Genomic DNA, 23,510 nt, shown 5'->3' on the forward strand with positions numbered 1-23,510 from the left:
GCCGGGGCGCACATCGCGTGCCGACCTCGATACGACGGATGAAGGCCGTCGAAATCGACACGCCGGGGCGAACGGCCGTCGCACCGGATTCGTGGCACCGACAGTGCGGATGGTAGTCGTCCGGCGCGCACACAGCGAGGGAAGCCGGCATCGGGAAAGCGCGTTTCCGGCGCATGGCAGCCGTCAGGCGCCGCTGCCGGCCGATGGACATGCCATCGTGTTCGGCGATCGACCGTCGGCCGCTGCAGGCCGTGCCGGCCCGCGGGCGACGGACGAAAAAAAAGCCAGCCACGGCCGAAACCGATGACTGGCTTTCCAGTTCGGCGACAAGGCGTCGGAGACGCCTTGCACGCCGGGTACGTCGTTTTTAGAACTTGTGGCGCAGGCCGAGTGCGACCAGCTCTTGCGAGCTCTTGCCGGCGATACCGTACGAGCCGATCGACGCTTGCGCATCGCTGCCGTCTGCGTTCTTGCCGCTTGCGTGCTGGTACGCGCCAACCAGGTAGACGTCCGTGCGCTTCGACAGCGAGTAGTCCGCGCCAAGCGAAACCTGGTGGTACTTGCCGTTGTTGTCGCCGTTACCCTTCGTGTAGATGTAGCCGAGGCCCAGCAGCAGCGGTGCCGATGCCTGATACGTCACGAATGCGCGACCGGTGTTGTACTTCTGGTTCGTGCCGAACACCGAATTGGCATCCGACTTGTACTGCGCGTTGCTGTAGCCGAGGCCGAACGTCACCGGGCCGAATGCGTACTGGCCGGCCACTTGTGCGATGCCGATCGACGACGACGACGTGAATGCATTGTTGATGAACGTCGTGCCCGGATCGCCGTCGAAGATTGCGTCGGACGAACCGGTCCAGCCGGTACGCTTGCCGGCGGTGATCGGAGCCGAGTTGTTCGCGTGGAAGTAGCCAGCAGCCAGGCCGAGCGGGCCGTTGTTGTAGGCTGCTGCCGCTGCCCACGTCTGGCCGCTGCCGGTTGCGCCGGCAACACCGCCGAATGCGTACATTGCTTCGACTTGCAGGCCTGCCCAGACCGGCGACGTGTACTTCACTGCGTTGCTGACGCGCAGGCTGTTGTCGTTGTTGTCGACGTCGCCCGGCGTGGCGAACACGCTGCCGAAGTAGTTGTCAGCCGTGACTGCCTGAACCATGTCGACGAGCGGGTCATATTGACGACCCAGCGTGACCGTACCGTACTGGTTGCTTTGCAGGCCGACGAATGCCTGGCGACCGAACATGCGACCACCCTGGCCCAGTGCGCCCGATGCCGAGTTGAAGCCGTTTTCCAACTGGAAGATCGCCTTCAGGCCGCCACCGAGGTCCTCGGAACCCTTCAGGCCGAAACGGCTGCCTTGCAGGTTGCCGCTACCCATCGACCACGAATTGTTGCCTTGACCTGCGTTACCGTGAACATAGGTGATCGACGTGTCGATCACGCCGTACAGCGTCACGCTCGACTGGGCCTGAGCAGCGCCGGCGGCGCCCAGCAGGGCGAGCGAGAGGGTCGAGAGAGCAAGTTTCTTCATCGTTGAGTTTCTCCACGCAAGTGATTCATCGTTATTTGTTGCGGATTGGAGAATAGCTCAGTGCCATAGACGCAAGAAAGCTTAAAAAATAAAGTGTCTCGAAAAGGTAACAGCGTGAAAAAGTCCATATATATCAAGCACATCAACGACTGTTCCTGTTTTTGAAATAGTTGACAATTGCTGCGACGCGATTGTTTCAATAGGTGATACGCATGGCAGCATCTCGCCTGTTTCGGCCCGTTGGCGCACGAAAACAATGGCGTGCAAACGTTTGCGTTTGCAGCGGCGAATGCGCGGTCATGCAAAGAGCGCATCAACGCCACGCGAATGCGTGGCGGGCAGCGTGGTTGCAACGACGCGGGCAGGTGTGCGGGGGTGTGCGGCGGTGCGGCGAAGGGGCGAGTCAGTCGTCGCGCAGGCGATCGGTGGGGCGATCGGCTTGCGCGGAAGCGGCCGGTGCGGTGGTGCCGGCGAGCCGATGTGCGTTGCCGCGCGCCGCCGCGAATTCCGCTCCGAGCAGCAGCACGATCGCGGAGAAGTACAGCCACATCAGCAGGACCGCGAACGATCCGGCCGCGCCGAATGCGCTGGCCGTGCCCGCATGTGCGAGGTACAGCGCGAACAGCTTCTTGCCGCCGGAGAACAGGATCGCGGACACGATGCCGCCGATCGCAGCGTCGCGCCACGCGACGCGCGCATCGGGCAGGAACTTCATCAACGACGCGAACGCAGCCGCGAGCACCGCGATGCCGACGAAGAACTGCACGAGGTTCGTGACGATCACGTACGGCGAATTGCCCAGCAGCCAGGTGCCGACGAACGTGATCGCGGTGTCGAGCACGAGCGACACGATCAGCAGGAACGCGACCCCGAGCACGAGCCCGAACGAGATCAGCCGCACGCGCACGAGCCCGAGCATGCTCGACCAGCGATTTTCGGTGGCCGGCCAGATCACGCTGAGCGCGGCGCTGAGCGACGCGAAGGTGGCCGACGCGCCGATCGCGAGCGCCGCGAACGAGATCAACGTGGCGAGGCCGCCGCGCTCGCCCGCGCGGTGCGCGTTCTGCACGATCGTCTGGATGCTGGCCGCCGCGTCGTCGCCGATCAGCTGGTGCGCCTGTTCGAACACCTGGCCGCGCGCGGCATCGTCGCCGTAGAACCAGCCCGCCACCGCGATGACCATCACGAGCATCGGCGCGAGCGAGAACGCGGAGAAAAATGCGATGCCCGCGGCCATCGCGGAGCAGCGGTCGGACGAGAAGCGCTTGAACGCGGTGAGGGCCCAGTTGGCCTGTTGTTGCGCGAGACGGGTGGCTTCGGAGGTGATCTGTCGTTTCATGACGGTTCGGTTGTGCGCGGAACGCGGATCATCGTTGGTAATCAGACAATTCAGTATTGATCCGAGGATTCGAACATAGTTGCGCGAACTGTCTATAATTCCTTTCAGTTTCCCCACCCCCACAATAAGCCGAGACCAGCCATGCTACAAATGTCCCGGCGCCAGTTCCTGAAGGTGACGGCTACGTCGCTTGCCGGATCGAGTCTAGCCCTGATGGGCTTCTCTCCATCCGAAGCGCTCGCCGAAGTCCGACAGTACAAGCTGGCGCGCACAGTCGAAACGCGCAACACCTGTCCTTACTGCTCAGTGGGTTGCGGCATCCTGATGTACAGCCTCGGAGACGGCGCGAAGAATGCGCAGCCGAGCATCATCCACATCGAAGGCGATCCCGACCATCCCGTCAATCGCGGCACGCTGTGCCCGAAGGGCGCGAGCCTGATCGACTTCATCCACAGCCCGAGCCGCCTGACGCACCCCGAGTATCGTGCGCCCGGCTCGGACAAGTGGGAACCGATTTCGTGGAATGACGCGCTCGACCGCATCGCGAAGCTGATGAAGGCCGACCGCGACGCGAACTTCGTCGAGACGGCGGAAGACGGTGCGAAGGTCAACCGCTGGCTCACCACCGGCATGCTGGCCGCGTCGGCGGGCAGCAACGAGGTCGGCTACCTGACGCACAAGACTGTCCGCAGTCTCGGGATGCTCGCATTCGACAATCAGGCGCGTGTCTGACATGGCCCGACGGTGGCAGGTCTTGCCCCGACGTTTGGCCGTGGAGCGATGACGAACCATTGGGTCGACATCAAGAACGCGGACGTGATTCTCGTGATGGGCGGCAATGCAGCCGAGGCCCATCCGTGCGGTTTCAAGTGGGTGACGGAAGCGAAGGCGCACCGCAAGGCGCGGCTGATCGTCGTCGACCCGCGCTTTACGCGTACGGCCTCGGTGGCCGATTACTACGCGCCGATCCGCACGGGCACCGACATCGTCTTCCTGGGCGGCGTCATCAACTATCTGCTGACGAACGACAAGATCCAGCATGAGTACGTGAAGAACTACACGGACTTCTCGTTCATCGTGCGCGAGGATTTCGCGTTCAACGACGGCATCTATTCCGGCTACGACGCGGAGAAGCACGCGTACCCGGACAAATCGAGCTGGGATTACGAGCGCGGCGACGACGGCTTCGTGAAGGTCGACCCGACGCTGCAGCATCCGCGCTGCGTGTACAACCTGCTGAAGCAGCACTACGCGCGCTATACGCCGGACATGGTTCAGCAGACGTGCGGCACGCCGAAGGAGAAATTCCTGAAGGTGTGCGAGATGCTCGCGACCACCGCCGTTCCCGGCCGCGCCGGCACGGTGCTGTATGCGCTCGGCTGGACGCACCACTCGATCGGCGCGCAGATCATCCGCACCGGCGCGATGGTGCAATTGCTGCTCGGCAACATCGGCATCGCCGGCGGCGGGATGAACGCGCTGCGCGGCCACTCGAACATCCAGGGGTTGACCGACCTCGGGCTGATGTCGAACCTGCTGCCGGGCTACATGACGCTGCCGATGCAATCCGAGCAGGATTTCGACGGCTACATCAAGAAGCGCGTGCAGCTGCCGCTGCGGCCGAACCAGTTGAGCTACTGGAAGAACTACAAGGCCTTCCACGTGAGCTTCATGAAGTCCTGGTGGGGCGACGCGGCGACCGCCGAGAACAACTGGGGCTACGACTACCTGCCGAAGCTGGACAAGCAGTACGACCTGCTGCAGGTGATCGAGCTGATGAATGCCGGCAAGATGAACGGCTACATCTGCCAGGGCTTCAACCCGCTTGCCGCGTCGCCGTCGAAGGTGAAGACGGCAGCCGGCCTCGCGAAGCTGAAGTGGCTCGTGATCATGGATCCGCTCGCGACCGAAACTTCCGAGTTCTGGAAGCATCACGGCGACTACAACGACGTCGATGCGTCGAAGATCCAGACCGAGGTGTTCCGTCTGCCCACCACGTGCTTTGCGGAGGAAAACGGTTCGCTCGTGAGTTCGAGCCGCGTGCTGCAATGGCACTGGAAGGGCGCGGAGCCGCCGGGCGAGGCGCGTAGCGACCTCGAGATCATGTCGGGGCTGTTCCTGCGCATGCGCAAGATGTACCAGAAGGACGGCGGCAAGTATCCGGATCCGATCGTCAACCTGACGTGGCCGTATGCGAACCCGGAAAGCCCGACACCCGAAGAGCTCGCGATGGAGTTCAACGGGAAGGCGCTCGCCGATCTGCCCGATCCGAAGGATCCGGCCAAGACGCTCGTGAAGAAGGGCGAGCAGCTGGCCGCGTTCGCGCAGTTGAAGGACGACGGCACGACCGCGAGCGGCTGCTGGATCTTCTGCGGTGCATGGACGCAGGCCGGCAACCAGATGGGGCGGCGCGACAACTCCGACCCGACCGGCATCGGCCAGACGCTGAACTGGGCGTGGGCGTGGCCGGCGAACCGGCGCATCCTGTACAACCGCGCGTCGTGCGACGTCGCCGGCAAGCCGTTCGACCCGACCCGCAAGCTGATCGGCTGGAACGGCAGCGCGTGGAAGGGGGCCGACATCCCCGACTTCAAGGTGGACGAATCGCCTGAAAACGGGATGGGGCCGTTCATCATGAACCCGGAGGGCGTTGCGCGCTTCTTCGCCCGCGCAGGGATGAACGAAGGTCCGTTCCCCGAGCACTACGAGCCGTTCGAGACGCCGCTCGACGCGAACCCGCTGCACCCGAACAACCCGCAGGCGCTGAACAACCCGGCTGCCCGCGTGTTCCCGGACGACCGCGCGTCGTTCGGCAAGGTGGCGGAGTTCCCGCACGTGGCGACGACGTACCGGCTGACCGAGCATTTCCACTACTGGACCAAGCATGCGCGGCTGAACTCGATCATCCAGCCCGAGCAATTCGTCGAGATCGGCGAAGACCTCGCGAAGGAAGTCGGCGTCGCGCATGGCGAGCGCGTGAAGGTGTCGTCCAAGCGCGGCTACATCATCGCGGTCGCCCTCGTCACGAAGCGGATCAAGCCGCTGACGGTCGACGGCAAGAAGGTCCAGACGGTCGGCGTCCCGTTGCACTGGGGCTTCAAGGGTCTGACGAAGCCCGGCTATCTCGCCAATACCCTGACTCCGTCCGTGGGCGACGGCAACTCCTATACACCGGAATTCAAGTCGTTCCTGGTGAAGGTCGAAAAGGCGTAAGGGGGAAGAGATGGCATTGCAATCGCTGGATATCAAACGCGTCTCGGCCACCACGACGCCACCGCCCACGGTGCGCGAACCGGTGACCGGGAGCGTCGCGAAGCTGATCGACGTATCGAAGTGCATCGGCTGCAAGGCATGCCAGACGGCATGCATGGAGTGGAACGACCTGCGTGACGAGGTCGGCACCAACGTCGGCGTGTACGACAACCCGGCCGACCTGACCGAGCATTCGTGGACGGTCATGCGGTTCTCCGAATACGAGAACCCGGCGGGCGACCTCGAGTGGCTGATCCGCAAGGACGGCTGCATGCATTGCGAGGATCCGGGCTGCCTGAAGGCGTGTCCGTCGCCGGGCGCGATCGTGCAGTACAACAACGGGATCGTCGATTTCCACGAGGAGAACTGCATCGGTTGCGGCTATTGCGTGACCGGTTGCCCGTTCAACGTTCCGCGGATCTCGAAGAAGGATCATCGCGCGTACAAGTGCACGCTCTGTTCCGACCGCGTCGCGGTCGGCCAGGAACCGGCCTGCGTGAAGACCTGCCCGACGGGCGCGATCGTGTTCGGCACCAAGGAGGACATGAAGCAGCACGCGGCCGAGCGGATCGAGGACCTCAAGGAGCGCGGCTTCGAGCATGCGGGGCTGTACGACCCGCAGGGCGTCGGCGGCACGCACGTGATGTACGTGCTGCACCACGCGGACAAGCCGTCGCTGTACCACGGGCTGCCCGACAACCCGTCGATCAGCCCGATGGTGAAGCTGTGGAAGGGCATCGCGAAGCCGCTCGCGGTCGCCGGTATCGCGCTGACGGCGCTCGCCGGGTTCTTCCACTACGTCCGGGTCGGCCCGAACGAGGTGAGCGACGAAGAGGAATCGGCCGCGCGCGACGAGGCGCGACGCATCAAGGAGGACGCGAAATGAAACACGACGACCCCAACCTGATCGTCCGCTACTCGGCGAACGAGCGCACGAACCACTGGATCACCGCGATCACGTTCGTGCTGCTCGCGCTGTCCGGGCTCGCGCTGTTTCATCCGTCGATGTTCTGGCTGACCGCGCTGTTCGGCGGCGGCCAGTGGACGCGGATCCTGCATCCGTTCGTCGGCCTCGTGATGTTCGTGTCGTTCGCGATCCTGGTGGTGCGTTTCTGGCATCACAACGCGCTCGACGCGGACGACCGGCAGTGGCTCAAGCAGATCGGCGACGTGCTGACCAACCAGGAAGACAAGCTGCCGCCTGTCGGGCGCTATAACGCCGGGCAGAAGCTGCTATTCTTTACGTTGGTGGCGTGCCTGCTGCTGCTCCTGCTGTCGGGAGTCGTGATCTGGCGGCGCTACTTCTCGTTCTACTTCCCGATCGGGGTGATCCGCGCGGCCGCTGTCGTGCATGCCGTGGCGGCCTTCGTGCTGATCGCGAGCATCATCGTGCACATTTACGCGGCGTTGTGGGTGAAGGGCTCGATCGGCGCGATGGTGCGCGGCACCGTCACGCTGGGCTGGGCTCGCAAGCATCACCCGAAGTGGTTCCGTGAAAGCGTGAAGTAACGCACCGGAGCGGGGCGGCTCGCCGATCACGGCGGGCTGCTCCGATCCTTCGCCGGAACCGCCCGAAAGCGCCGATGCGTCGGCGCTTGTTTTTTTGGAAGACATTTTTGTGACACAACGCATCCTCGAACCGACCGAGATCTCGGCCCTCGATCATTCGGCCATCCCGCGCTTTCGCCTGCCGGAGCGCGCCACCGCGTTCTCGGCGCGCGCCGCGCGGCTGCGCAAGCTGGCCGACCTGAACCCGATCAGCGGCTACCTGCGGCTGATGGCCACCGTCGCCGATGCGCAGCACGCGACGCTGCAAACGCTCGAACTGCCGCTGCCGTCGAAGGAAGCGATCGCGCGGGCGCAGCAGCATTCGATGCCGCTCGTGCCGGCGCTCGACGGCGAGCGCGATCCGCGCTGGCGTGCCGTGCTGTACGAACTGCTCGACCGTGTCGACGGCGCCGGGCTCGTCAACCCGTCGCTCGCGAAGCTGCTCGACCGGCTGCGCCTGATGGCGCCCGCCGAACTCGACGCGCAGGCCGACGCGATCCTCGCGCTGCGCTTCGCGGAAGTCGACCCGGCCACCGCGCCGTTCCTGATGGCCGCGCTGCAGGTCGTTTGGACCGATCTCGCCAGCCGTGTTGCGCCGGCCGACGTCCCGTATCTCGACCAGCCGGGGCTGTGCCCCGTGTGCGGCACGCATCCGGTCGCGAGCGTCGTGCGGGTGGGCGGCCAGTACCAGGGCTACCGTTTCCTGCAATGCGGGCTGTGCACGACCGAGTGGCACATGGTGCGCACGAAGTGCTCGCACTGCGATTCGACGAAGGGCATCGCGTATCACGGGATCGAAGGCGGCAGCGAAGCCGTCAAGGCCGAATCGTGCGACGAGTGCAAGACTTATCGCAAGATCGGCTATCAGGAGAAGGACTACGAGTTCGAACCGCTGGCGGACGATCTCGCGAGTCTCACGCTCGACCTGCTGATGAACGAAGCCGGCTACCAGCGCAGTTCGCCGAACCCGCTGCTGTGGCCGGATGTTTCGCGGGAAGCAGAGTGACGACACGGGGCCGGAGGCGGTGCGTGAGCGCCGGCTTCGGCCGACTGCGAAGCATGAGACTGGAGCCACCACGACGTGACCGAACCGGGTTTGAATGAACTGAATGCCGTGCTGGCACGCGTACCGTCGGTCGAGCGGGTGCTGTCGTCGGTGCCGCTGCAACCGCTGCTCGCCGACTACGGCCGCACGCGCGTGCTGAACGCGGTGCGCGCCGAGCTCGAACGCTGGCGTACCGCCGCGCAGCATGATCCGGCGGCGGCCGAGCCGCTCGACGAGCCGCGCATCGCCGCGGCCGTCGCGCGCACGCTGGCCGCGCAGAGCGCCGGTGCGGTGCGCGTCGTGTTCAACCTGACCGGCACCGTGCTGCACACGAACCTCGGGCGCGCGCTGTTGCCCGACGACGCGGTGCGCGCGGTGGTCGACGCGCTCACGTGCCCCGTCAACCTCGAATTCGACCTCGCCACGGGCCGCCGCGGCGATCGCGACAGCCTGATCGACGATCTGCTGTGCGAACTGACGGGCGCCGAGGCGGCGACCGTCGTCAACAATAACGCGGCGGCCGTGCTGCTGACGCTGTCGGCGCTGGCGACGAAGCAGGAAGTCGTCGTGTCGCGCGGCGAGCTGGTCGAGATCGGCGGCGCATTCCGCATTCCCGACATCATGAGCCGCGCCGGCGCAAAGCTGCGCGAAGTCGGCACGACCAACCGCACCCATCTGCACGACTATGCGGACGCGATCGGCCCGCGCACCGCGATGCTGATGAAGGTGCACTGCAGCAATTACGCGATCAGCGGCTTCACGAAGGAAACGACGCTCGCCGAACTCGCGCCGCTTGCGCGCGAGCATGGGCTGCCGGTTGCCGTCGACCTCGGCAGCGGCATGCTCGCCGATCTGTCGCAATGGGGCCTGCCGCACGAGACGACCGTGCAGGAAACCGTCGCCGCCGGCGCAAACGTTGTCACGTTCAGCGGCGACAAGCTGCTCGGCGGGCCGCAGGCCGGCCTGATCGTCGGCGATCGCGCACTGATCGCGAAGATCAAGAAACATCCGCTCAAGCGCGCGCTGCGCGTCGGCAAGCTGACGCTCGCGGCGCTCGAGCCCGTGCTGCGCCTCTACCAGTCACCCGAGTTCCTGCGCGACCGGCTCACGACGCTGCGCCTGCTGACGCGCCCGCAGCGCGAGATCGCCGAGGCCGCCGAACGCGTGCGTCCGGCGCTGCAGGCCGCGCTCGGCAGCGGTTTCGACGTGACGGTCGAGCTGATGTTCAGCCAGATCGGCAGCGGCGCGCTGCCGGTCGACCAGCTACCGAGCGCCGGCCTCGTCGTACGCACGGCGGACGGCAAACGCGGCGGCCGCGCGCTGGCGCAACTCGAGAAACGGCTGCGCGAATGGCCGCGCCCGGTGATCGGCCGCGTGGCCGACAACGCGCTGCGGCTCGACCTGCGTTGCCTCGAAGCCGCCGACGAGGCGGCGTTCGTCGCGCAATGCGTGCCGCTGGCGGGGGCCGCTGCATGATCGTCGGTACCGCCGGACACATCGACCACGGCAAGACGACGCTGGCGCGCGCGCTGACGGGCGTCGATACCGATCGCCTGAAGGAAGAGAAGGCGCGCGGCATCTCGATCGAACTCGGTTACGCGTATACGCCGCTCGACAACGGCGACGTGCTCGGCCTGATCGACGTGCCGGGCCACGAGAAGCTGATTCATACGATGGCGGCCGGCGCGTGCGGGATCGACTTCGCGCTGCTGGTGATTGCCGCCGATGACGGCGTGATGCCGCAGACGCGCGAGCATCTCGCGATCCTGCAGCTGCTCGGCGTCACGCATGGCGCCGTTGCGCTGACGAAGTGCGATCGCGTCGACGCCGCGCGCGTGGCCGAGGTGCGCGACGAAATCGCCACGTGGCTGAACGATACGACGCTCGCCGGCGTGCCGATCTTCGAGACGCGCGCGACGGCCGCGGACGATCCGGGCGTCGCCGCGTTGAAGCGTTACCTGGCGGACGCGGCGATCGTGTGGCGTGCCCGCCGCGACGACGGGCTGTTCCGGCTGGCAGTTGATCGCGTGTTTACGCTCGCGGGGCAGGGCACCGTCGTGACGGGCACTGCGTTCGCGGGCCGCGTCGCGACCGGCGATACGCTCGCGATCGTGCGTAGCGGCGGCGCGGCGCGCGTGCGCAGCATCCATGCGCAGAACCGGCCCGTCGAGGCCGGCCGCGCGGGCGAGCGTTGCGCACTGAATCTCGCTGGCGTCGACAAGGCCGATGTCGAGCGTGGCGACACCGTCGCCGATGCGCGGCTCGTCGCGACGTCACCGCGTCTCGACGTCGAACTGACGCTGCTCGCGGATGCGGGGCTCACGCTGACGCACTGGGCGCCGCTGCACGTGCATCTCGGCACGCTGCACCGCGTCGCGCATGTCGCGCTGCTCGACGGCGACACGCTCGCGGCCGGCCAGCGGATGCGCGTGCAACTGGTATTCGACGAGCCGGTGTTTGCGCTGCCGGGCGACCGGTTCATCGTCCGCAATCCGCAGGCGACGCGCACGGTCGGCGGCGGCCGCGTGCTCGACCCGTTCGGGCCGGCGCGCAAGCGTCGTACTCCCCAGCGCCGCGCGTGGCTCGACGCGCTGGCCGAATGGCTCGACGAAGGGCGCCTCGATGCGCTGCTCGCGCAGGCGCCGCTCGGCATCCCGCGCGCGATGCTCACGCATCTGACGGGTTTTGCGCCGAACGCACTGGCGTTGCCGGACGACGCGCTGGCGATCGGGCAGCGCGACGCCGCGTCGAACGACGGTGCGGTGATTGCGCATGCGCACTGGCGCGCATTGCAGACCCGGGCGATCGATACGCTGCGCGCGTATCACGAGCGCATGCCCGACGAGCAGGGGCTCGACGCCGCACGGCTGCGGCGGATGGCCGCGCCGCTCGCCGGCGATACGCTGTGGCGCGCGCTCGTTGATGCACTGGTGACCGGTGGCGAAGTCGCGCGAAGCGGGCCGTGGCTGCACCTGCCATCGCATTCGGTGAGCCTCGAACCGCGCGAGGAAGCGCTGGCGCAGCAACTGCTGCCGCGGCTGGATGTGGGGCGCTTCGATCCGCCGTGGGTGCGCGACCTGGCCCGCGACACGGGCGAGGCCGAGGATGCGGTGCGGACCTTGCTGCGCAAGCTCGCGCGGCGCGGTGACGTGCACCAGGTCGTGCGCGACCTGTTCTATCACGCGGACGTCGTGCGGGAGCTTGCGCAACTGGTCGCGCATCTCGCGCCGTCGCGCGGCGGCGGGCTCGATGCCGCGACGTTCCGTGACGCGACGGGGCTCGGCCGCAAGCGCGCGATCCAGATTCTCGAGTTCTTCGATCGGGTTGGGTATACTCGCTTCCACCGCGATCTTCACTTCCTGCGGCCTGACAGCGGTTGGGCGGGTAATCAGGCGTAGGCGCTCGTCGTTTCTTTGGTTCTTTTCCCCACGGAAGGCATTCGTATCCGGTGGTACGGCCGGGCTTCAAACCCGGTTGGGGGTGTCAGACACTCCCGGGTCGGTTCGACTCCGGCTGCCTTCCGCCAGTCAAGGCTTCCCGCGCATTCCGGCGGCTCCCGTAAACGCGCCCTAGATCGCTGATTTCAAAGCGATTTGTGGGTAGCGGCGTGCTTGCGACTTCCGCCACGGCTCCGCACAATCTCCCCATGAAACATGGGTAGCGAGCTGGGTTTTGTGGGTAGGAAAGGAGGACGACATGGCGGGACGACACTTGCATCGGCTCAGCGCACCGCGCGTCGCGAAGGCGGCCGATCCAGGCCATTACGCAGACGGCGGTGGCCTCTACCTTCGGATCGCCGACAGCGGCGCACGCTCATGGGTGTTTCGCTTCACGCTCGATGGGCGCGTGCGCGAAATGGGCCTTGGACCGCTGTCGCGCGTTTCGCTTGGGGAAGCCCGGAAACTGGCTATCGGATATCGCGACATGGCCGGTAACCAGGTCGATCCCATTCTCGCCCGACGCGAAGAGCAGCGTCGGCGACAGCTTGATATCTCGATCGACGCCAATGTGACGTTCCGTGAGGCTGACCTGCCCACGAAATCACGGATAGGTCCGACTCGCGAGAGGCCGGATACATTTACGCAAACTGACATGCGTCGGCTCGACAACGCTCGCCTTGCAAAGCCGGGGCGGACCATACATTTTTTGAAAGCACATCCTGCAACATGGCCTTGTCCAGCGACAGATCAGCAACGAGTCGCTTGAGCTTCGCGTTCTCTTCACCAAGCTGCTTCAGCCGGCGCAGCTCCGCCGGCTTCAAGCCAGCCTCAGCTTCCATCACGATGCCGATGATTTGTTCTTCGGTGAATCGCTTTTTCATTGCCGTTCCGCTCTGGAACGGACTCTACATCGTCACCGTACTAAACGCGGGGAGCCGGTCATATGGCTCGAAGATGCCTACGAAAAGCTGGTCGGTCCGCATTTGACGTGAGTCAAGGCGAGCCGGTGGCGCTCATGAGAATCTCACGTCGATCAAAATTTGAATAACAGGTTCCCTTGAGGCCAACGAAGGCAATGGTGCCGGCGATGTACTTGCTTGCGCCAAAGATTCGCGGGGGCGGCTCGCGTGATAGCGGGAACGGGATGCCTTGTCCGAGAAGATGACAGTGACTTTGAGATCCACCGCAATACTCGCCGTGCTGTGCGGTTTGCTGAGCCAGCCGGCGTTCTCTCGGGAACCGCAGACGGAGCGCGCGCCCGATTCGATGGAGGCACGCGTGCTGGCCTGTGCCGCGTGTCATGGCCGCCAAGGGCAGGGGACGTCGGACGACTACTTCCCGCGCCTGTCGGGCAAGCCGGCCGGTTACTTGTACAACCAGCTCGTCGCGTTTCGCGATGGCCGGCGCAAGTACCCGCCGATGAACTACCTGCTTGCGTACCTGCCCGACGCGTACCTGCATCGGATAGCCGACCACTTCGCGAGCCTGCGCCCGCCATTCCCTGCGATCGCAGCGCCCGCCGTCGCGCCCGCGATGCTGGAGCGAGGGCAGCAACTGGTGAAGTCGGGCGACCCGGCGCGCAAGATTCCCGCATGCGTGTCGTGCCATGGCGCGGCGCTCACGGGGATGGAGCCTGCCGTTCCCGGCCTGCTCGGCCTGCACGCGAGCTATCTGAGCGCGCAGCTCGGCGCGTGGCGCTACGGAACGCGCACATCGATCGCGCCCGACTGCATGCAGGAGGTCGCATCCCGGCTCACCGACACCGACGTGACCGCGGTCTCCGCGTGGCTCGCGTCGCGGCCCGCGCCTGCCAGTCCGTCGCCCGCGCCCGTGGGCTCGCTCGTCATGCCGCTCGCATGCGGTGGCGAGCCCCGCTAATGGAGACCTCCGTGCACAAGCAATTGATCGTGAAACTGCGCCGCGCGCTCGCATTCGCCGGCGTCCTGTGCGCCGTCGCGGGCTCGGCATTCGCGCAGCCGTCGAACGACGCCGCGACCGTCCGGCGGGGCGAGTACCTTGCGCGTGCGGGCGACTGCATCGCGTGCCATACGGTGCCGGGCGAGAAGCTCTTCGCGGGCGGCCGCGAGATGCCGACGCCATTCGGCACGCTGTACTCGCCGAACATCACGCCCGACGACGGAACCGGCATCGGCAAATGGACGGCCGACGAGTTCTTCTCGATGATGCACACCGGCCGGTCGCGCGACGGCTCGCTGCTGTATCCGGCCATGCCGTTCGCCGCGTACACCAAGGTGACGCGCGCGGATTCCGATGCGATCTTCGCGTACCTGCGCTCGGTGCCGCCTGTGAAGCTGGCAAACCGGCCGCACGACCTGCGCTTTCCGTATAACAACCGGCAACTCCTGATCGGCTGGCGCACGCTGTACTTCAAGGAAGGCGAGTATCAGCCGGATACCACGAAGTCGACCGAATGGAACCGCGGCGCGTATCTCGTGCAAGGGCTCGGCCATTGCTCGATGTGCCACACCGCGATCAATGCGCTGGGCGGCAGCTCGGAAGCGAACGCGTTCGAAGGCGGGCTGATACCGATGCAGGCGTGGTATGCGCCGTCGCTCACGTCGAACAAGGAAGCGGGGCTCGGCGAGTGGAACATCGCCGAAATCACCGACCTGCTACAAGCGGGCGCGTCGCATCGCGGCACGGTGTATGGCCCGATGGCGGAAGTCGTCTACAACAGCTTGCAGCACCTGTCCGACGATGACGTGCGTGCGATGGCCGTCTACCTGAAGTCGCTGCCGCAACGCGGGAGCGAAGCCGCGTCCGCGCGGCCGACGAAGGTGCCCGCGTCGGAGCAGGCGCGACTCAACAAGCTCGGCGCGAAGATCTACGGCGCCCAGTGCGCAAGTTGTCATGGCAAGACCGGCCTCGGCAAGCCGCCGGCGTTCCCGCCGCTCGCGGGCAACCAGTCGATCCAGATGACGTCCGCGGTGAACCCGATCCGCATGGTGCTGAATGGCGGATACGCGCCCGGCACCACGAAGAACCCCGAACCCTACGGCATGCCGCCTTTCGCCCAGTCGCTGTCGGACGACGAGGTGGCGGCCGTGACGACCTTCATCCGGACCGCCTGGGGCAACCGCGGCACGCCGGTTTCCGCGAAGGAAGCCAATGCGCTGCGTTCGGCTCCGCTCTATTGAGGACATCATGAGCGACACATTTCAACGGCCCGGCAACGGTCCCGAACCGCACGACGACGCGGTTGACGAGATCGTCCGCGCGGGTCCGCACGGCGCGCTCGCGCTCGCAGGCACCGCAACCGCGATCGTGATCGCACTGTGGTTTGCCTTCTACTTTTTCGTTTTCCTGCCCCGCGGCCTGATCCAGTAACCGGGTTCCCATGTCCAAACAACCTTTGCCAGACCGTCTCGACGGCGCGCAGCTCGCGGCCCGGATCGAGCGCAGATGGGCGATCCTGGCCGTCGGCCTGATGGTCCTCCTCGTCGCCATGATGGTATACACCGGCCTGCATTGGGCCATGATGCCGCCGTCTCGCGTCGAGACGGTCGACCCGACGACGCTGCACGTCTCGGGCGAATTCATCGAGAGCAACCTCGGTACCGCGCGCGAGCCGGACGGCTCTGTCACGGTGCGCGTGATCGGCCAGCAGTACTCGTTCACGCCGCAGTGCATTCTGGTGCCGGCGAACACGCCGGTGACGTTCCGCGCGACGAGTGCGGACGTCGTGCACGGCTTCCTCATCACCGACACCAACATCAATTCGATGCTCGAGCCGGGCTACGTCGCAACGTTCCGGACGACCTTCAACAAGCCGAAGGACCACCTGATGCCGTGCCACGAATATTGCGGAACCGGCCACGAGGGGATGTGGGCGCACGTCAAGGTGATTGATCGTGCGGAATTCGACAAACTGGCGTCCGGCGCGCGGAGACTGAGCTGTGTTAAAGAATAATCGACTGGTACTCGCGCATTTCTGGCTCGCGTTCGCGGTCTTCGGCGTCGCGCTGCTGCTCGGCGCATGGCAGATGCTTGCGCGCAGTCCGCTGCATCCATGGCTCGGCAATCCCGAGCTCTACTATCGCTCGGTGACGGCGCACGGCTCCGTGATGGGCTACGTATTCCCGACGCTGATCGCGATGGGCTTCGGCTATGCGATCAACGAGCTCGCGCTCAAGATGCCGCTGGTCGGCCGCAAATGGGCGTGGGCCGGCCTGGGGCTGATCGCGGTCGGCTCGGTCGTCGCGATGGTGCCCGTGTCGCTCGGCCTGTCGTCCGTCCTCTACACGTTCTATCCGCCGATGATCGGCAGCCCGTTCTACTACCTCGGCGTCGTCCTCGTCGTCGTCGGTTCGTGGATCTGGGTCGCGCTGACGTCGGTGAACCTGTACGTATGGAAGAAGGCGAATCCCGGCGTGCCGATCCCGCTTGCGATGTTCGCGAACGTCGCGGGCGCGTATCTGTGGGGCTGGACCTCGATCGGCGCCGCAATCGAGATCCTGTTCCAGATCCTGCCGGTCGCGGTGGGGCTCAAGACGACGATCGACGCCGGTCTCGCCCGCGTGTTCTTCTCGTGGACGCTGCATGCGATCGTGTACTTCTGGCTGATTCCGGCGTATATCGCGTATTACACGCTCGTGCCGCGCGCTATCGGCGGCAAGCTGTACAGCGACGGCATGGCGCGCATCTCGTTCATCCTGTTCCTCGTCGGCGCGATGCCGATCGGCATTCACCACCTGTTCGCCGATCCTCAGGTGGGCTCCGGCTTCAAGTTCCTGCAGTCGGTGTTCACGGCGATCGTCGCGGTGCCGACGCTCCTCACCGTGTTCACCGTGTGCGCGTCGGTCGAGATCGCCGCGCGGCTGCGCGGCGGCAAGGGGGCGTTCGGTTGGCTGCGCGCGCTGCCGTGGCATGAGCCGATGATGCTTGCCGTCGCGTTCTCGTTCGTGATGCTCGGCTTCGGCGGTGCGGGCGGGCTCATCAACATGAGCTACCAACTCGATTCGACGATTCACAACACGCAGTGGATCACGGGCCACTTTCACCTGATCTTCGGCGGCGCGGTCGTCATCATGTACTTCGCGATCGCGTACGAGCTGTGGCCGTATCTGACGGGCCGTGCGCTCGGCAGCGCGCGTCTCGTCAAGACGCAGCTCTGGCTGTGGTTCGTCGGGATGATCGTCACGACGTTCCCGTGGCATTACGTCGGCATCCTAGGCATGCCGCGCCGGATGGCCTATTACGACTACAGCGATCCCGCGCTTGCGCCGCAGGCGATCTGGGTGATCCTGTCGGTGATCGGCGCGCTGATCCTGGTCGCGTCGGCGGTGCTCTTCTTCGTCGTGCTGATACGCGGCCATCGCGGCGCGAAGATCAAGCCCGCGGAGTTCACGTTCAGCTCGGCCGTGCACGAGCCGAAGAAGCTGCCCATCGCGCTCAACAGCTTCGGGCTGTGGATCGCGCTGATGATCGGCCTCACGGTCGTCAACTACGGCTACCCGATCGCACAGTTGATGGTGCTCAAGCAGCCGTCGGTACCAGCCATCTACCTGGGGACGCAACGATGAGCACGGAACGCCTGTTTTCGCTTCGCAACCGCTGGTTTACCGTGAGCGTCGGGATCACGCTGTTCACGGTGGCCGCGTCGGTGCTGATCGGTTTCGTCTGGCTGCCGTCCGTGCAGAAGGATGCGCAGTTCCAGGGAATCTGGAATGCGATCTGCAGCGCGGCTGGCGTGCCGCGGGCGTGGCTGGCCTCGCAGCCGGAGCCGTCGACGATCAAGACCAGCACGGTGGTCGTCACGCCGCAGATGATGTCGAAGACGGACAGCCTGTCGATCGGCCGCGGCGCGACGCTCGCGATGCGCTGCACGATGTGTCATGGCGCGCGAGGCATGAGCGACGCGGATTCGCCGAACCTCGCGGGCCAGTATGCGGCGGTCGTCTACAAGCAACTGAAGGACTTCCAGGCGGGGGCACGCACGAACGCGGTGATGGAGTCGATGGCAGCGAATCTGTCCGACCAGGACATGCGCGATCTGGCGGCGTACTACGCGTACTTGCCGCGCGCCGTGACGAAGTCTGCGGTGAATCCGCCGAAGATCGTCGCGAGCGGCGCGCCGATGCGCAACATCGCGCCATGCGCGTCGTGCCACGGGGGGATGGACAACAAGGTCGGCGGGCCATGGCTCGAAGGCGAGCCCGAGGCCTACATCAAGACGCAGTTGCAGGCATTTGCGTCGGGTGCGCGGCACAACGACATCAGCGAGCAGATGCGCAATGTGGCGCGGCAGATGACGCCTGATGAAATCGCTGCCGCTGCACGGTATTACGCCGGCCGACAGTGACAGGAGAGGTGAACAGCGGCATTTCCGCTCGTCGGCCGGTGATGCCGTTGTTGGCATGATCGATAGCCGATGGGGCAGCACGTTGGGAAGAATGCGGCGGCAATCGATGCCGAAGTGCTGTTCAGACCCGTACCTGCGTGACCTGAACCTGCTCAACGGCAGGTTCATCCGGGTTTCCTGGAGAAAGCCTGGACATTATCACTTGGTCGAGGTCTGATTTCAGGCATTACTACGATAAGGCACGAAACGCTGTCCGGCACTGTAGAGCCCTAACCCCTTATCGCCCTTGAAGCCTGCGTCGATCAAACTGTCGGCCAATGTGGCTGTGATCAATAGGTCTCCGGACTCCGCGTCCCGGGCGATCAGATCCATGCCCAGGACGTTGTCGAGAAACCAGGTCTTATTGAAGTAGAGCAAATTTCCCTCGTCGTCTCGTTCGGCTTCGGAGCGAGTGTGGTCGATCGCGTTAACGGCCTTTACGGCGTTGACGATATAAAACCGTTGGCTGACTTCCTGATGGTCGGCTACCAGGCGCAGGGGCTGGATCAGCTCGACGTCTGCCGGCGCCTGGGCGCCGAGAAAGCCCGCCAAGCGCGCCGACACCAGGGGAATGCCTCCCAGCAGCCACAGGCAATCGTGCTCCAGCAGCTTCTTCACCTTGCACTGGAAGAACACCGACGGCGCGTCCATTGCCGGCGGATACGGCCGCCCATCCAGTAGGGCCAGGTAGTCGAAATCTGAGCCGGAAGTCACATAAGAGCCGGCCTCAGCGTCATATGAGCCAATCAGTTTCTCGTTGTGGCGAATTGGGGGCTTCCAGCTCAAGATCATCAGCTTCCGACACTCCCCAATAGCTGCATGTTGAACGATTCTTTCTGTTCCCGGTGGTTGGTATAACCAAGGGTCTGCTCGCTCAGGATTCTGGCCAGGACGTCCTCATCCGGCTTCATGCCATTGCTGCGCAAGGCGACAAAGATAAGTGGAACTGGGTAGGAGTAGTACTTTGGCCTGGCGATCACATCGTTCACCAGGCCGGGGCCGAGGTTGAGGAGGTTGGAGACAATCGGCAAGTCAATCTCCCGGAGCCTGCGAAGCAACCCCTGGCAGGTGGTTTCGATGCCTTGCTCCGTGACGGGCAGTAGTGGGCAGGCATCGTCTTCGGTGACGGTCGACATGCTGTAGACGAGTTTTGCGTTTGGCAGGTTTGACGGATAGGGCGGACCTATGCGATCGAGCTCCGCCCGTAGGGTTGGATGCTCGACGAAGATAATGGTTTCGTAGGCCCTGATATTGGCCAAGTATTCGAAGTGCAGGGTCGCCACGGCCCCCGATTCCTTGTGGCTGACCGTGATTTTGTTCTTGGTGACTTTCACGCCGGGATGGCCCGCGAACTCGCCCTTTAAAAAAAACTGGAGTGCCTTTTCAAAGTTACTGCGCAACTCCTTGGTGTCTGCTTTCATTTCTTGATTGCCCGTTCAATAGCGAAGAGACCAGAGCAAGGGGTTCCAGGCCGGAACCGCCGAAAATTCCGTCGGAAATAGAGAGGGCGGCACCGCGTTGAACAGCGATTCGTTGTTAGCGGCCGCGCCGCGCATCGGCGTGCTCGTCATTGATCTCGGGTACCTACGTCGTGCAGGGCCGACCGAGGCATTTCAACGGCCGGTTAGTGCGTAGAGTAGGTGAGTCGCCCCGACTGCCTTTTACTCAAGGTGTTGGGTTCAACCATTCAGTTAATCCTTCTCTCGCATTTAAATCGAGGAACGTCTGCCTTCCACGAAGTCGCTGTATGTAGCCCGCGAGATTTGGCCACGAAGTCGCCGGACGGGGCATATTGCGCGTCCAGCGCATAAGCATGAGTGCCAGGAAGTCAGCGGTACTCAAGCGGTTGTTGATCAGAAACTGGCGGCCATCTCCGAGCAAACTGTTTAGGTGCTCCATGGCCCCTTCTATTTGGCCGCATGCAAACTCTTTCACTGCCGCCGCGTTTTGTGGTTTACCGTCCACCTCCGCATAGAACCAGCTTCGCATCGCCGGCAACAACGTGTTCGCAAGATAGATCATCGTCTCGAACCACTCGGAGCGCTCGGGTGAGTTCGGTTGCGGTGCGAACCCGGAAGAAGGATGTCGTTCAGCAAGGAGCATCAGTAACGCGGTTGATTCTCCTCGTGGTATGCCATCGATCACGAGGGTTGGCACGCGACCGGAGGAATTCAGGCGCAAGTACTCAGGGTTGCGCTGAGCGCCAGTATCAATGTCCACGAGTCTTGTTTCGAAGGGTACACCGAGTTCGAGTAGCATCCAGTGCACTGCCATACTTGCTGCGCCCGGTGTGTAATACAGAATGTAGGACATGGTTTGATCCCGGTCTCGAGTTGAACTGCCGATATTTTGTTGCCAATGTGGGATGCTAGGTGCGTGGCAAGTCTGCCCATTGGATTTTTCAAGTTCCAGGGGGATTTGCTGAGATAGGAGCAATCGTCAAGACTGGTGTATGCGGGTTGGTCGACATGATCAGGCTGCCAACGATTGAGGAGCCGGTGAGCTTTCAATCACCGGGGTTGCGTCTCTGAAGGTAATATCCTTCGGAGACTGATCGACTTCGATTTACAGGAGGAACCACGGCACTTCTTTGGTCTGAGCGTGGTTCTCGGTCGAAACCGCGGGCACGACGAGCAACTCTACCGCCGGTTCAATTTCGTCTTCGTACGAGCGTGAGAATTGTCGCGCAGTTATCTGGTACACCCCCGGAAGTATGGGTAACCGGACGTGATCGGTGCAACCATCGTTAATGGGACGCAAGTCCGGATATTGAGCGGCCATAGTCAACTGCGTGTATATACACTACGAACGCTATCGAGAACATCAACTCGCAGTTGCGCAAGATCATCAAGACCCGAGGACACTTCCCGACCGATGAGGCCGCCACCAAGCTCATCTGGCTGGCACGGCGTAATCTCTGCCGATTGGGACGTGCTGCTTATGACCGGAAGGCGGCTATGAACCAGTTCGCCATCCTGTACGAGGATCGATTCGTTCGACCATCCGTGTGAATCTCAACCCGCCTTGGACACGGAAATCCTGACACCCCCGAGAACGTTTGATACCGCGCGCCGGTGCGGTAACGCATCATCGCGCTTCGAGAGACCCACTCCACCACAGGGCCGAGCGTACAAAACCAAACCTCTTACTTGTAATCCCAGCTGTGAAACCGATCGGCGCCAGACGGCCGCGTTTTCGAATGCTCAGGCTAGTTCTCGATCATCTGCCGGGCGCGTTGAGCTGCAGCCCCGGAGTCAGCCCAGGAGTGACATGGGAGCAATCGATCTGAGTCTGTTACTAACAAGCCGTCTGCATCGCCGGCTGGCGAGTGTGGACTAACCGGCCCCGACAGCCATAACTATGTCAGCCGATCTATGCGATAGCGCCGTGCTCCGCTGCCAACATGGATCGAAACTGCGCGACAATCTCAGGTGGCAACCCTGCGCTTTCAAACACAGCACAGGTGAAGCTGACCGGCGCGGGGCCGGGTGCAGTTATTATGCCGTCCGCAACAACGGCTGCCGTGCTGTGTCGATAAAGTGCGGCGCCCTCATAGCCAGCGCCGTTTTGACTTAAGAAGTTGGCGTTGTTCGAGGTATGGGGAACAGTGTTGAGCAGCCCGGCTCGCGCAAGCGCCAGCGTCCCTCCACAGATACCTGCAACGGTCGAGCCATTTGCCCGGACGGCGAGGAGAAATTCCCGCAAATCAGGGGCTTCCGCGCTTTCCCAAATCATTCCGCCGATGATGACAACAACGTCCGGCTTCCACTCCACGCATTGCTGCAAACTTCCGTCGACCGTCACCATCAATCCGCCTTGTGAACGGAAAGCCCCTGGAACAGGGGCGAAAAAGCGAGCGTCGATCCCATAGAACGGTGACGCCGTTCCTGCGATGAAAGCATATTCCCAGTCCGCAAAACCGGGAGCCAATATCAAGCTCACTCTTGGCATTTCTAATAATTCTCCATGAATGAAAAACAAGGGGGGGCCGCGCCCGGGAAGGCCCCTTGAATCAACAAGGTTTCCGGTTAAGCTGTCGCGGGCAACGCGCATACTACTTCTTCTTCCAGCCCCGACCGGAGCGGATCGTATTCTTGTTGCGACGTATCCGCCAACGCTTCATCGCGAGAGCGACGGAGTGTTGCCATACGGCACCGGTTAGGCAAGCTTGCTCACCGTGTGTGCCCATTTCTTTCTCTCGATCAAACTGTAGAAGTGCTAGCCACCCGCCGTCGGTGTCATGAAAATCTGACCATCGAAATAATCCTGGACGACGAGCGAGATTACGATCAGCCCCATCGCAAAAAGGTGACCGCAGCCCTGACCTCGGTCGCCGAGCGCGTGCCCGGTGCCTCGATCGCCGGAATGCTGTTGGGCAGCAACGTCGATCAGGCCAGCTCAGGTATCGACGACCTGCGCATCGTTCAGCGCGGGAAGGATCGGCTTGAGCTTCGCGAGCGCACGCGGGCTCCGTCGCGCTACCTTATGCTCGGCTTCCTGCGACATATCGGCATGAATCGGATGACTAACAGACCGATTCATCGCCCCCCGCGAGGCCGCGGTCTCGAATGCAGGCAATCCGATCCGTGCCCCGGAAGCGCGACGAAAACGGCGGTCCTTGCCGTATCGAGGCCCCACATCGGTAGATCGCGCAGTATCCGAGCGCTGCCGACATTCGCGTACACAATCGCACGCGGCGTTTCGCAGATCAGTTGATATGTGAAGCGCAATCGTAATGGCATCTATATCAAATTTCAACTGACATTCTTTCGGACATGATCGCGGGGCCATTCGCCCGGCGGCCGCATCCCGCGAAGAGTGTCGGCTGCAGGCCAGCGCGCATTTGTCTACCGCCGGAGAGGGGCTTTTCGTCAGCGGATCGGTGGACTTCGCCACGGCCATCGCGTTGTGCCGGGTTTACTAGTGCAGTGTTCCGTTCTGTTTGGAACTTAAGCGACTGTTGGCGCGAATGACCTTCTGCAAGATGTCGCGCGCGC

The 23,510-nt window shown here is 63.8% G+C and carries 20 protein-coding genes, 1 tRNA gene and 2 pseudogenes; 16 read left to right on the top strand and 7 right to left on the bottom strand.

Annotated elements, in window-relative coordinates; all coding sequences use genetic code 11:
• Window positions 1-367 precede the first annotated feature (367 nt).
• Window positions 368-1,528: a porin gene (locus BDO18943_RS31305; protein ID WP_175025321.1), complete on the bottom strand. Its 1,161-nt coding sequence runs from the start codon at window positions 1,526-1,528 to the stop codon at window positions 368-370.
• Window positions 1,529-1,931: 403 nt separating this feature from the next.
• Complete coding sequence (locus tag BDO18943_RS31310; protein ID WP_175025322.1) at window positions 1,932-2,867, bottom strand: YihY/virulence factor BrkB family protein; 936 nt, start codon at window positions 2,865-2,867, stop codon at window positions 1,932-1,934.
• Between the two features lie 141 nt (window positions 2,868-3,008).
• Between BDO18943_RS31310 and fdnG the strand changes: the two genes are divergently transcribed.
• From fdnG to BDO18943_RS42790, 8 genes are all read left to right on the top strand, one after another.
• Window positions 3,009-6,080 (top strand): formate dehydrogenase-N subunit alpha, encoded by a 3,072-nt coding sequence (fdnG, locus tag BDO18943_RS31315; RefSeq protein WP_175025323.1) that lies wholly within the window; start codon window positions 3,009-3,011, stop codon window positions 6,078-6,080.
• A 10-nt stretch (window positions 6,081-6,090) separates the two neighbouring features.
• Window positions 6,091-7,005 carry a formate dehydrogenase subunit beta gene (fdxH, locus tag BDO18943_RS31320; RefSeq protein ID WP_043177545.1) on the top strand — a complete coding sequence of 305 codons (915 nt, stop codon included), beginning with the start codon at window positions 6,091-6,093 and terminating at the stop codon, window positions 7,003-7,005.
• Window positions 7,002-7,628, top strand: a complete 627-nt coding sequence (locus BDO18943_RS31325) for a formate dehydrogenase subunit gamma (protein ID WP_039370262.1) — start codon at window positions 7,002-7,004, stop codon at window positions 7,626-7,628. Before fdxH ends, BDO18943_RS31325 begins: the two co-directional genes overlap by 4 nt.
• A 109-nt stretch (window positions 7,629-7,737) precedes the next feature.
• Window positions 7,738-8,673, top strand: coding sequence for a formate dehydrogenase accessory protein FdhE (gene fdhE, locus BDO18943_RS31330; RefSeq protein ID WP_175025324.1), 936 nt, complete (start codon window positions 7,738-7,740; stop codon window positions 8,671-8,673).
• A gap of 75 nt (window positions 8,674-8,748) precedes the next feature.
• On the top strand, window positions 8,749-10,188 hold the full coding sequence (gene selA / locus BDO18943_RS31335; protein ID WP_175025325.1) for an L-seryl-tRNA(Sec) selenium transferase: 1,440 nt from the start codon (window positions 8,749-8,751) through the stop codon (window positions 10,186-10,188).
• The gene (gene selB, locus BDO18943_RS31340; protein WP_175025326.1) at window positions 10,185-12,110 is read left to right on the top strand and encodes a selenocysteine-specific translation elongation factor; all 1,926 of its coding nucleotides are present in this window, start codon (window positions 10,185-10,187) and stop codon (window positions 12,108-12,110) included. The genes selA and selB overlap by 4 nt, the downstream gene beginning before the upstream one ends.
• A gap of 32 nt (window positions 12,111-12,142) precedes the next feature.
• Window positions 12,143-12,238 (top strand) — tRNA-Sec (locus BDO18943_RS31345).
• A gap of 170 nt (window positions 12,239-12,408) precedes the next feature.
• Window positions 12,409-12,918 carry an Arm DNA-binding domain-containing protein gene (locus BDO18943_RS42790; protein ID WP_235996236.1) on the top strand — a complete coding sequence of 170 codons (510 nt, stop codon included), beginning with the start codon at window positions 12,409-12,411 and terminating at the stop codon, window positions 12,916-12,918.
• Here the strand turns inward: BDO18943_RS42790 and BDO18943_RS31355 are convergent.
• Window positions 12,857-13,033 (bottom strand): annotated as a pseudogene (locus tag BDO18943_RS31355) (IS3 family transposase); the annotation flags it as partial. The gene BDO18943_RS42790 and the pseudogene BDO18943_RS31355 sit on opposite strands and share 62 nt — an antisense overlap.
• 280 nt (window positions 13,034-13,313) lie before the next feature.
• Between BDO18943_RS31355 and BDO18943_RS31360 the strand changes: the two are divergent.
• Genes BDO18943_RS31360 through BDO18943_RS31385 form a run of 6 tightly spaced genes read left to right on the top strand, consistent with a single transcriptional unit; the run spans window position 13,314 to window position 18,474 of the window.
• Window positions 13,314-14,030 (top strand): c-type cytochrome, encoded by a 717-nt coding sequence (locus tag BDO18943_RS31360; protein ID WP_175025327.1) that lies wholly within the window; start codon window positions 13,314-13,316, stop codon window positions 14,028-14,030.
• Complete coding sequence (locus BDO18943_RS31365; protein WP_175025328.1) at window positions 14,030-15,310, top strand: c-type cytochrome; 1,281 nt, start codon at window positions 14,030-14,032, stop codon at window positions 15,308-15,310. The genes BDO18943_RS31360 and BDO18943_RS31365 overlap by 1 nt, the downstream gene beginning before the upstream one ends.
• Window positions 15,311-15,317: 7 nt before the next feature.
• Complete coding sequence (locus BDO18943_RS31370; RefSeq protein WP_175025329.1) at window positions 15,318-15,500, top strand: hypothetical protein; 183 nt, start codon at window positions 15,318-15,320, stop codon at window positions 15,498-15,500.
• A gap of 25 nt (window positions 15,501-15,525) precedes the next feature.
• Window positions 15,526-16,083: a cupredoxin domain-containing protein gene (locus tag BDO18943_RS31375; RefSeq protein ID WP_175025337.1), complete on the top strand. Its 558-nt coding sequence runs from the start codon at window positions 15,526-15,528 to the stop codon at window positions 16,081-16,083.
• Window positions 16,070-17,695 (top strand): b(o/a)3-type cytochrome-c oxidase subunit 1, encoded by a 1,626-nt coding sequence (locus BDO18943_RS31380; RefSeq protein WP_175025330.1) that lies wholly within the window; start codon window positions 16,070-16,072, stop codon window positions 17,693-17,695. The genes BDO18943_RS31375 and BDO18943_RS31380 overlap by 14 nt, the downstream gene beginning before the upstream one ends.
• Entirely contained in the window at window positions 17,692-18,474 is a 783-nt protein-coding gene (locus BDO18943_RS31385) for a c-type cytochrome (RefSeq protein WP_175025331.1), read from the top strand. The genes BDO18943_RS31380 and BDO18943_RS31385 overlap by 4 nt, the downstream gene beginning before the upstream one ends.
• 219 nt (window positions 18,475-18,693) lie before the next feature.
• Here BDO18943_RS31385 and BDO18943_RS31390 read toward each other — a convergent pair whose 3' ends face one another.
• The 3 genes from BDO18943_RS31390 to BDO18943_RS31400 form a co-directional block, all read right to left on the bottom strand.
• The gene (locus BDO18943_RS31390; RefSeq protein ID WP_175025332.1) at window positions 18,694-19,299 is read right to left on the bottom strand and encodes an imm11 family protein; all 606 of its coding nucleotides are present in this window, start codon (window positions 19,297-19,299) and stop codon (window positions 18,694-18,696) included.
• 5 nt (window positions 19,300-19,304) lie between these two features.
• Window positions 19,305-19,934: a hypothetical protein gene (locus BDO18943_RS31395; RefSeq protein ID WP_175025333.1), complete on the bottom strand. Its 630-nt coding sequence runs from the start codon at window positions 19,932-19,934 to the stop codon at window positions 19,305-19,307.
• 244 nt (window positions 19,935-20,178) lie between these two features.
• Window positions 20,179-20,826, bottom strand: a complete 648-nt coding sequence (locus tag BDO18943_RS31400; RefSeq protein WP_175025334.1) for a glutathione S-transferase family protein — start codon at window positions 20,824-20,826, stop codon at window positions 20,179-20,181.
• Window positions 20,827-21,308: 482 nt separating this feature from the next.
• Between BDO18943_RS31400 and BDO18943_RS31405 the strand changes: the two are divergent.
• Window positions 21,309-21,524: pseudogene (locus BDO18943_RS31405) on the top strand (transposase); the annotation flags it as partial.
• Between the two features lie 361 nt (window positions 21,525-21,885).
• On the opposite strand, the gene BDO18943_RS31410 reads toward BDO18943_RS31405, so the two are convergent.
• Window positions 21,886-22,566, bottom strand: coding sequence for a DJ-1/PfpI family protein (locus BDO18943_RS31410; RefSeq protein WP_210771957.1), 681 nt, complete (start codon window positions 22,564-22,566; stop codon window positions 21,886-21,888).
• A gap of 162 nt (window positions 22,567-22,728) precedes the next feature.
• On the opposite strand from BDO18943_RS31410, the gene BDO18943_RS31415 reads away from it, so the two are divergent.
• Window positions 22,729-23,229, top strand: coding sequence for a hypothetical protein (locus BDO18943_RS31415; protein WP_175025335.1), 501 nt, complete (start codon window positions 22,729-22,731; stop codon window positions 23,227-23,229).
• Window positions 23,230-23,510: the final 281 nt, after the last annotated feature.

The organism is Burkholderia aenigmatica (assembly GCF_902499175.1).
Classification (GTDB): domain Bacteria; phylum Pseudomonadota; class Gammaproteobacteria; order Burkholderiales; family Burkholderiaceae; genus Burkholderia; species Burkholderia aenigmatica.

Bases quoted from the DNA above. Each gene is read 5' to 3' on its own strand.
- fdxH (WP_043177545.1), top strand. From the start codon at position 6,091: ATGGCATTGCAATCGCTGGATATCAAACGCGTCTCGGCCACCACGACG.
- BDO18943_RS31305 (WP_175025321.1), bottom strand. From the start codon at position 1,528: ATGAAGAAACTTGCTCTCTCGACCCTCTCGCTCGCCCTGCTGGGCGCC.
- BDO18943_RS31400 (WP_175025334.1), bottom strand. From the start codon at position 20,826: ATGTCCTACATTCTGTATTACACACCGGGCGCAGCAAGTATGGCAGTG.
- selB (WP_175025326.1), top strand. From the start codon at position 10,185: ATGATCGTCGGTACCGCCGGACACATCGACCACGGCAAGACGACGCTG.
- BDO18943_RS31325 (WP_039370262.1), top strand. From the start codon at position 7,002: ATGAAACACGACGACCCCAACCTGATCGTCCGCTACTCGGCGAACGAG.
- BDO18943_RS31410 (WP_210771957.1), bottom strand. From the start codon at position 22,566: ATGCGCGTTGCCCGCGACAGCTTAACCGGAAACCTTGTTGATTCAAGG.
- BDO18943_RS31370 (WP_175025329.1), top strand. From the start codon at position 15,318: ATGAGCGACACATTTCAACGGCCCGGCAACGGTCCCGAACCGCACGAC.
- BDO18943_RS31365 (WP_175025328.1), top strand. From the start codon at position 14,030: ATGGAGACCTCCGTGCACAAGCAATTGATCGTGAAACTGCGCCGCGCG.
- BDO18943_RS31395 (WP_175025333.1), bottom strand. From the start codon at position 19,934: ATGAAAGCAGACACCAAGGAGTTGCGCAGTAACTTTGAAAAGGCACTC.
- BDO18943_RS31385 (WP_175025331.1), top strand. From the start codon at position 17,692: ATGAGCACGGAACGCCTGTTTTCGCTTCGCAACCGCTGGTTTACCGTG.
- BDO18943_RS31310 (WP_175025322.1), bottom strand. From the start codon at position 2,867: ATGAAACGACAGATCACCTCCGAAGCCACCCGTCTCGCGCAACAACAG.
- BDO18943_RS42790 (WP_235996236.1), top strand. From the start codon at position 12,409: ATGGCGGGACGACACTTGCATCGGCTCAGCGCACCGCGCGTCGCGAAG.
- BDO18943_RS31360 (WP_175025327.1), top strand. From the start codon at position 13,314: ATGACAGTGACTTTGAGATCCACCGCAATACTCGCCGTGCTGTGCGGT.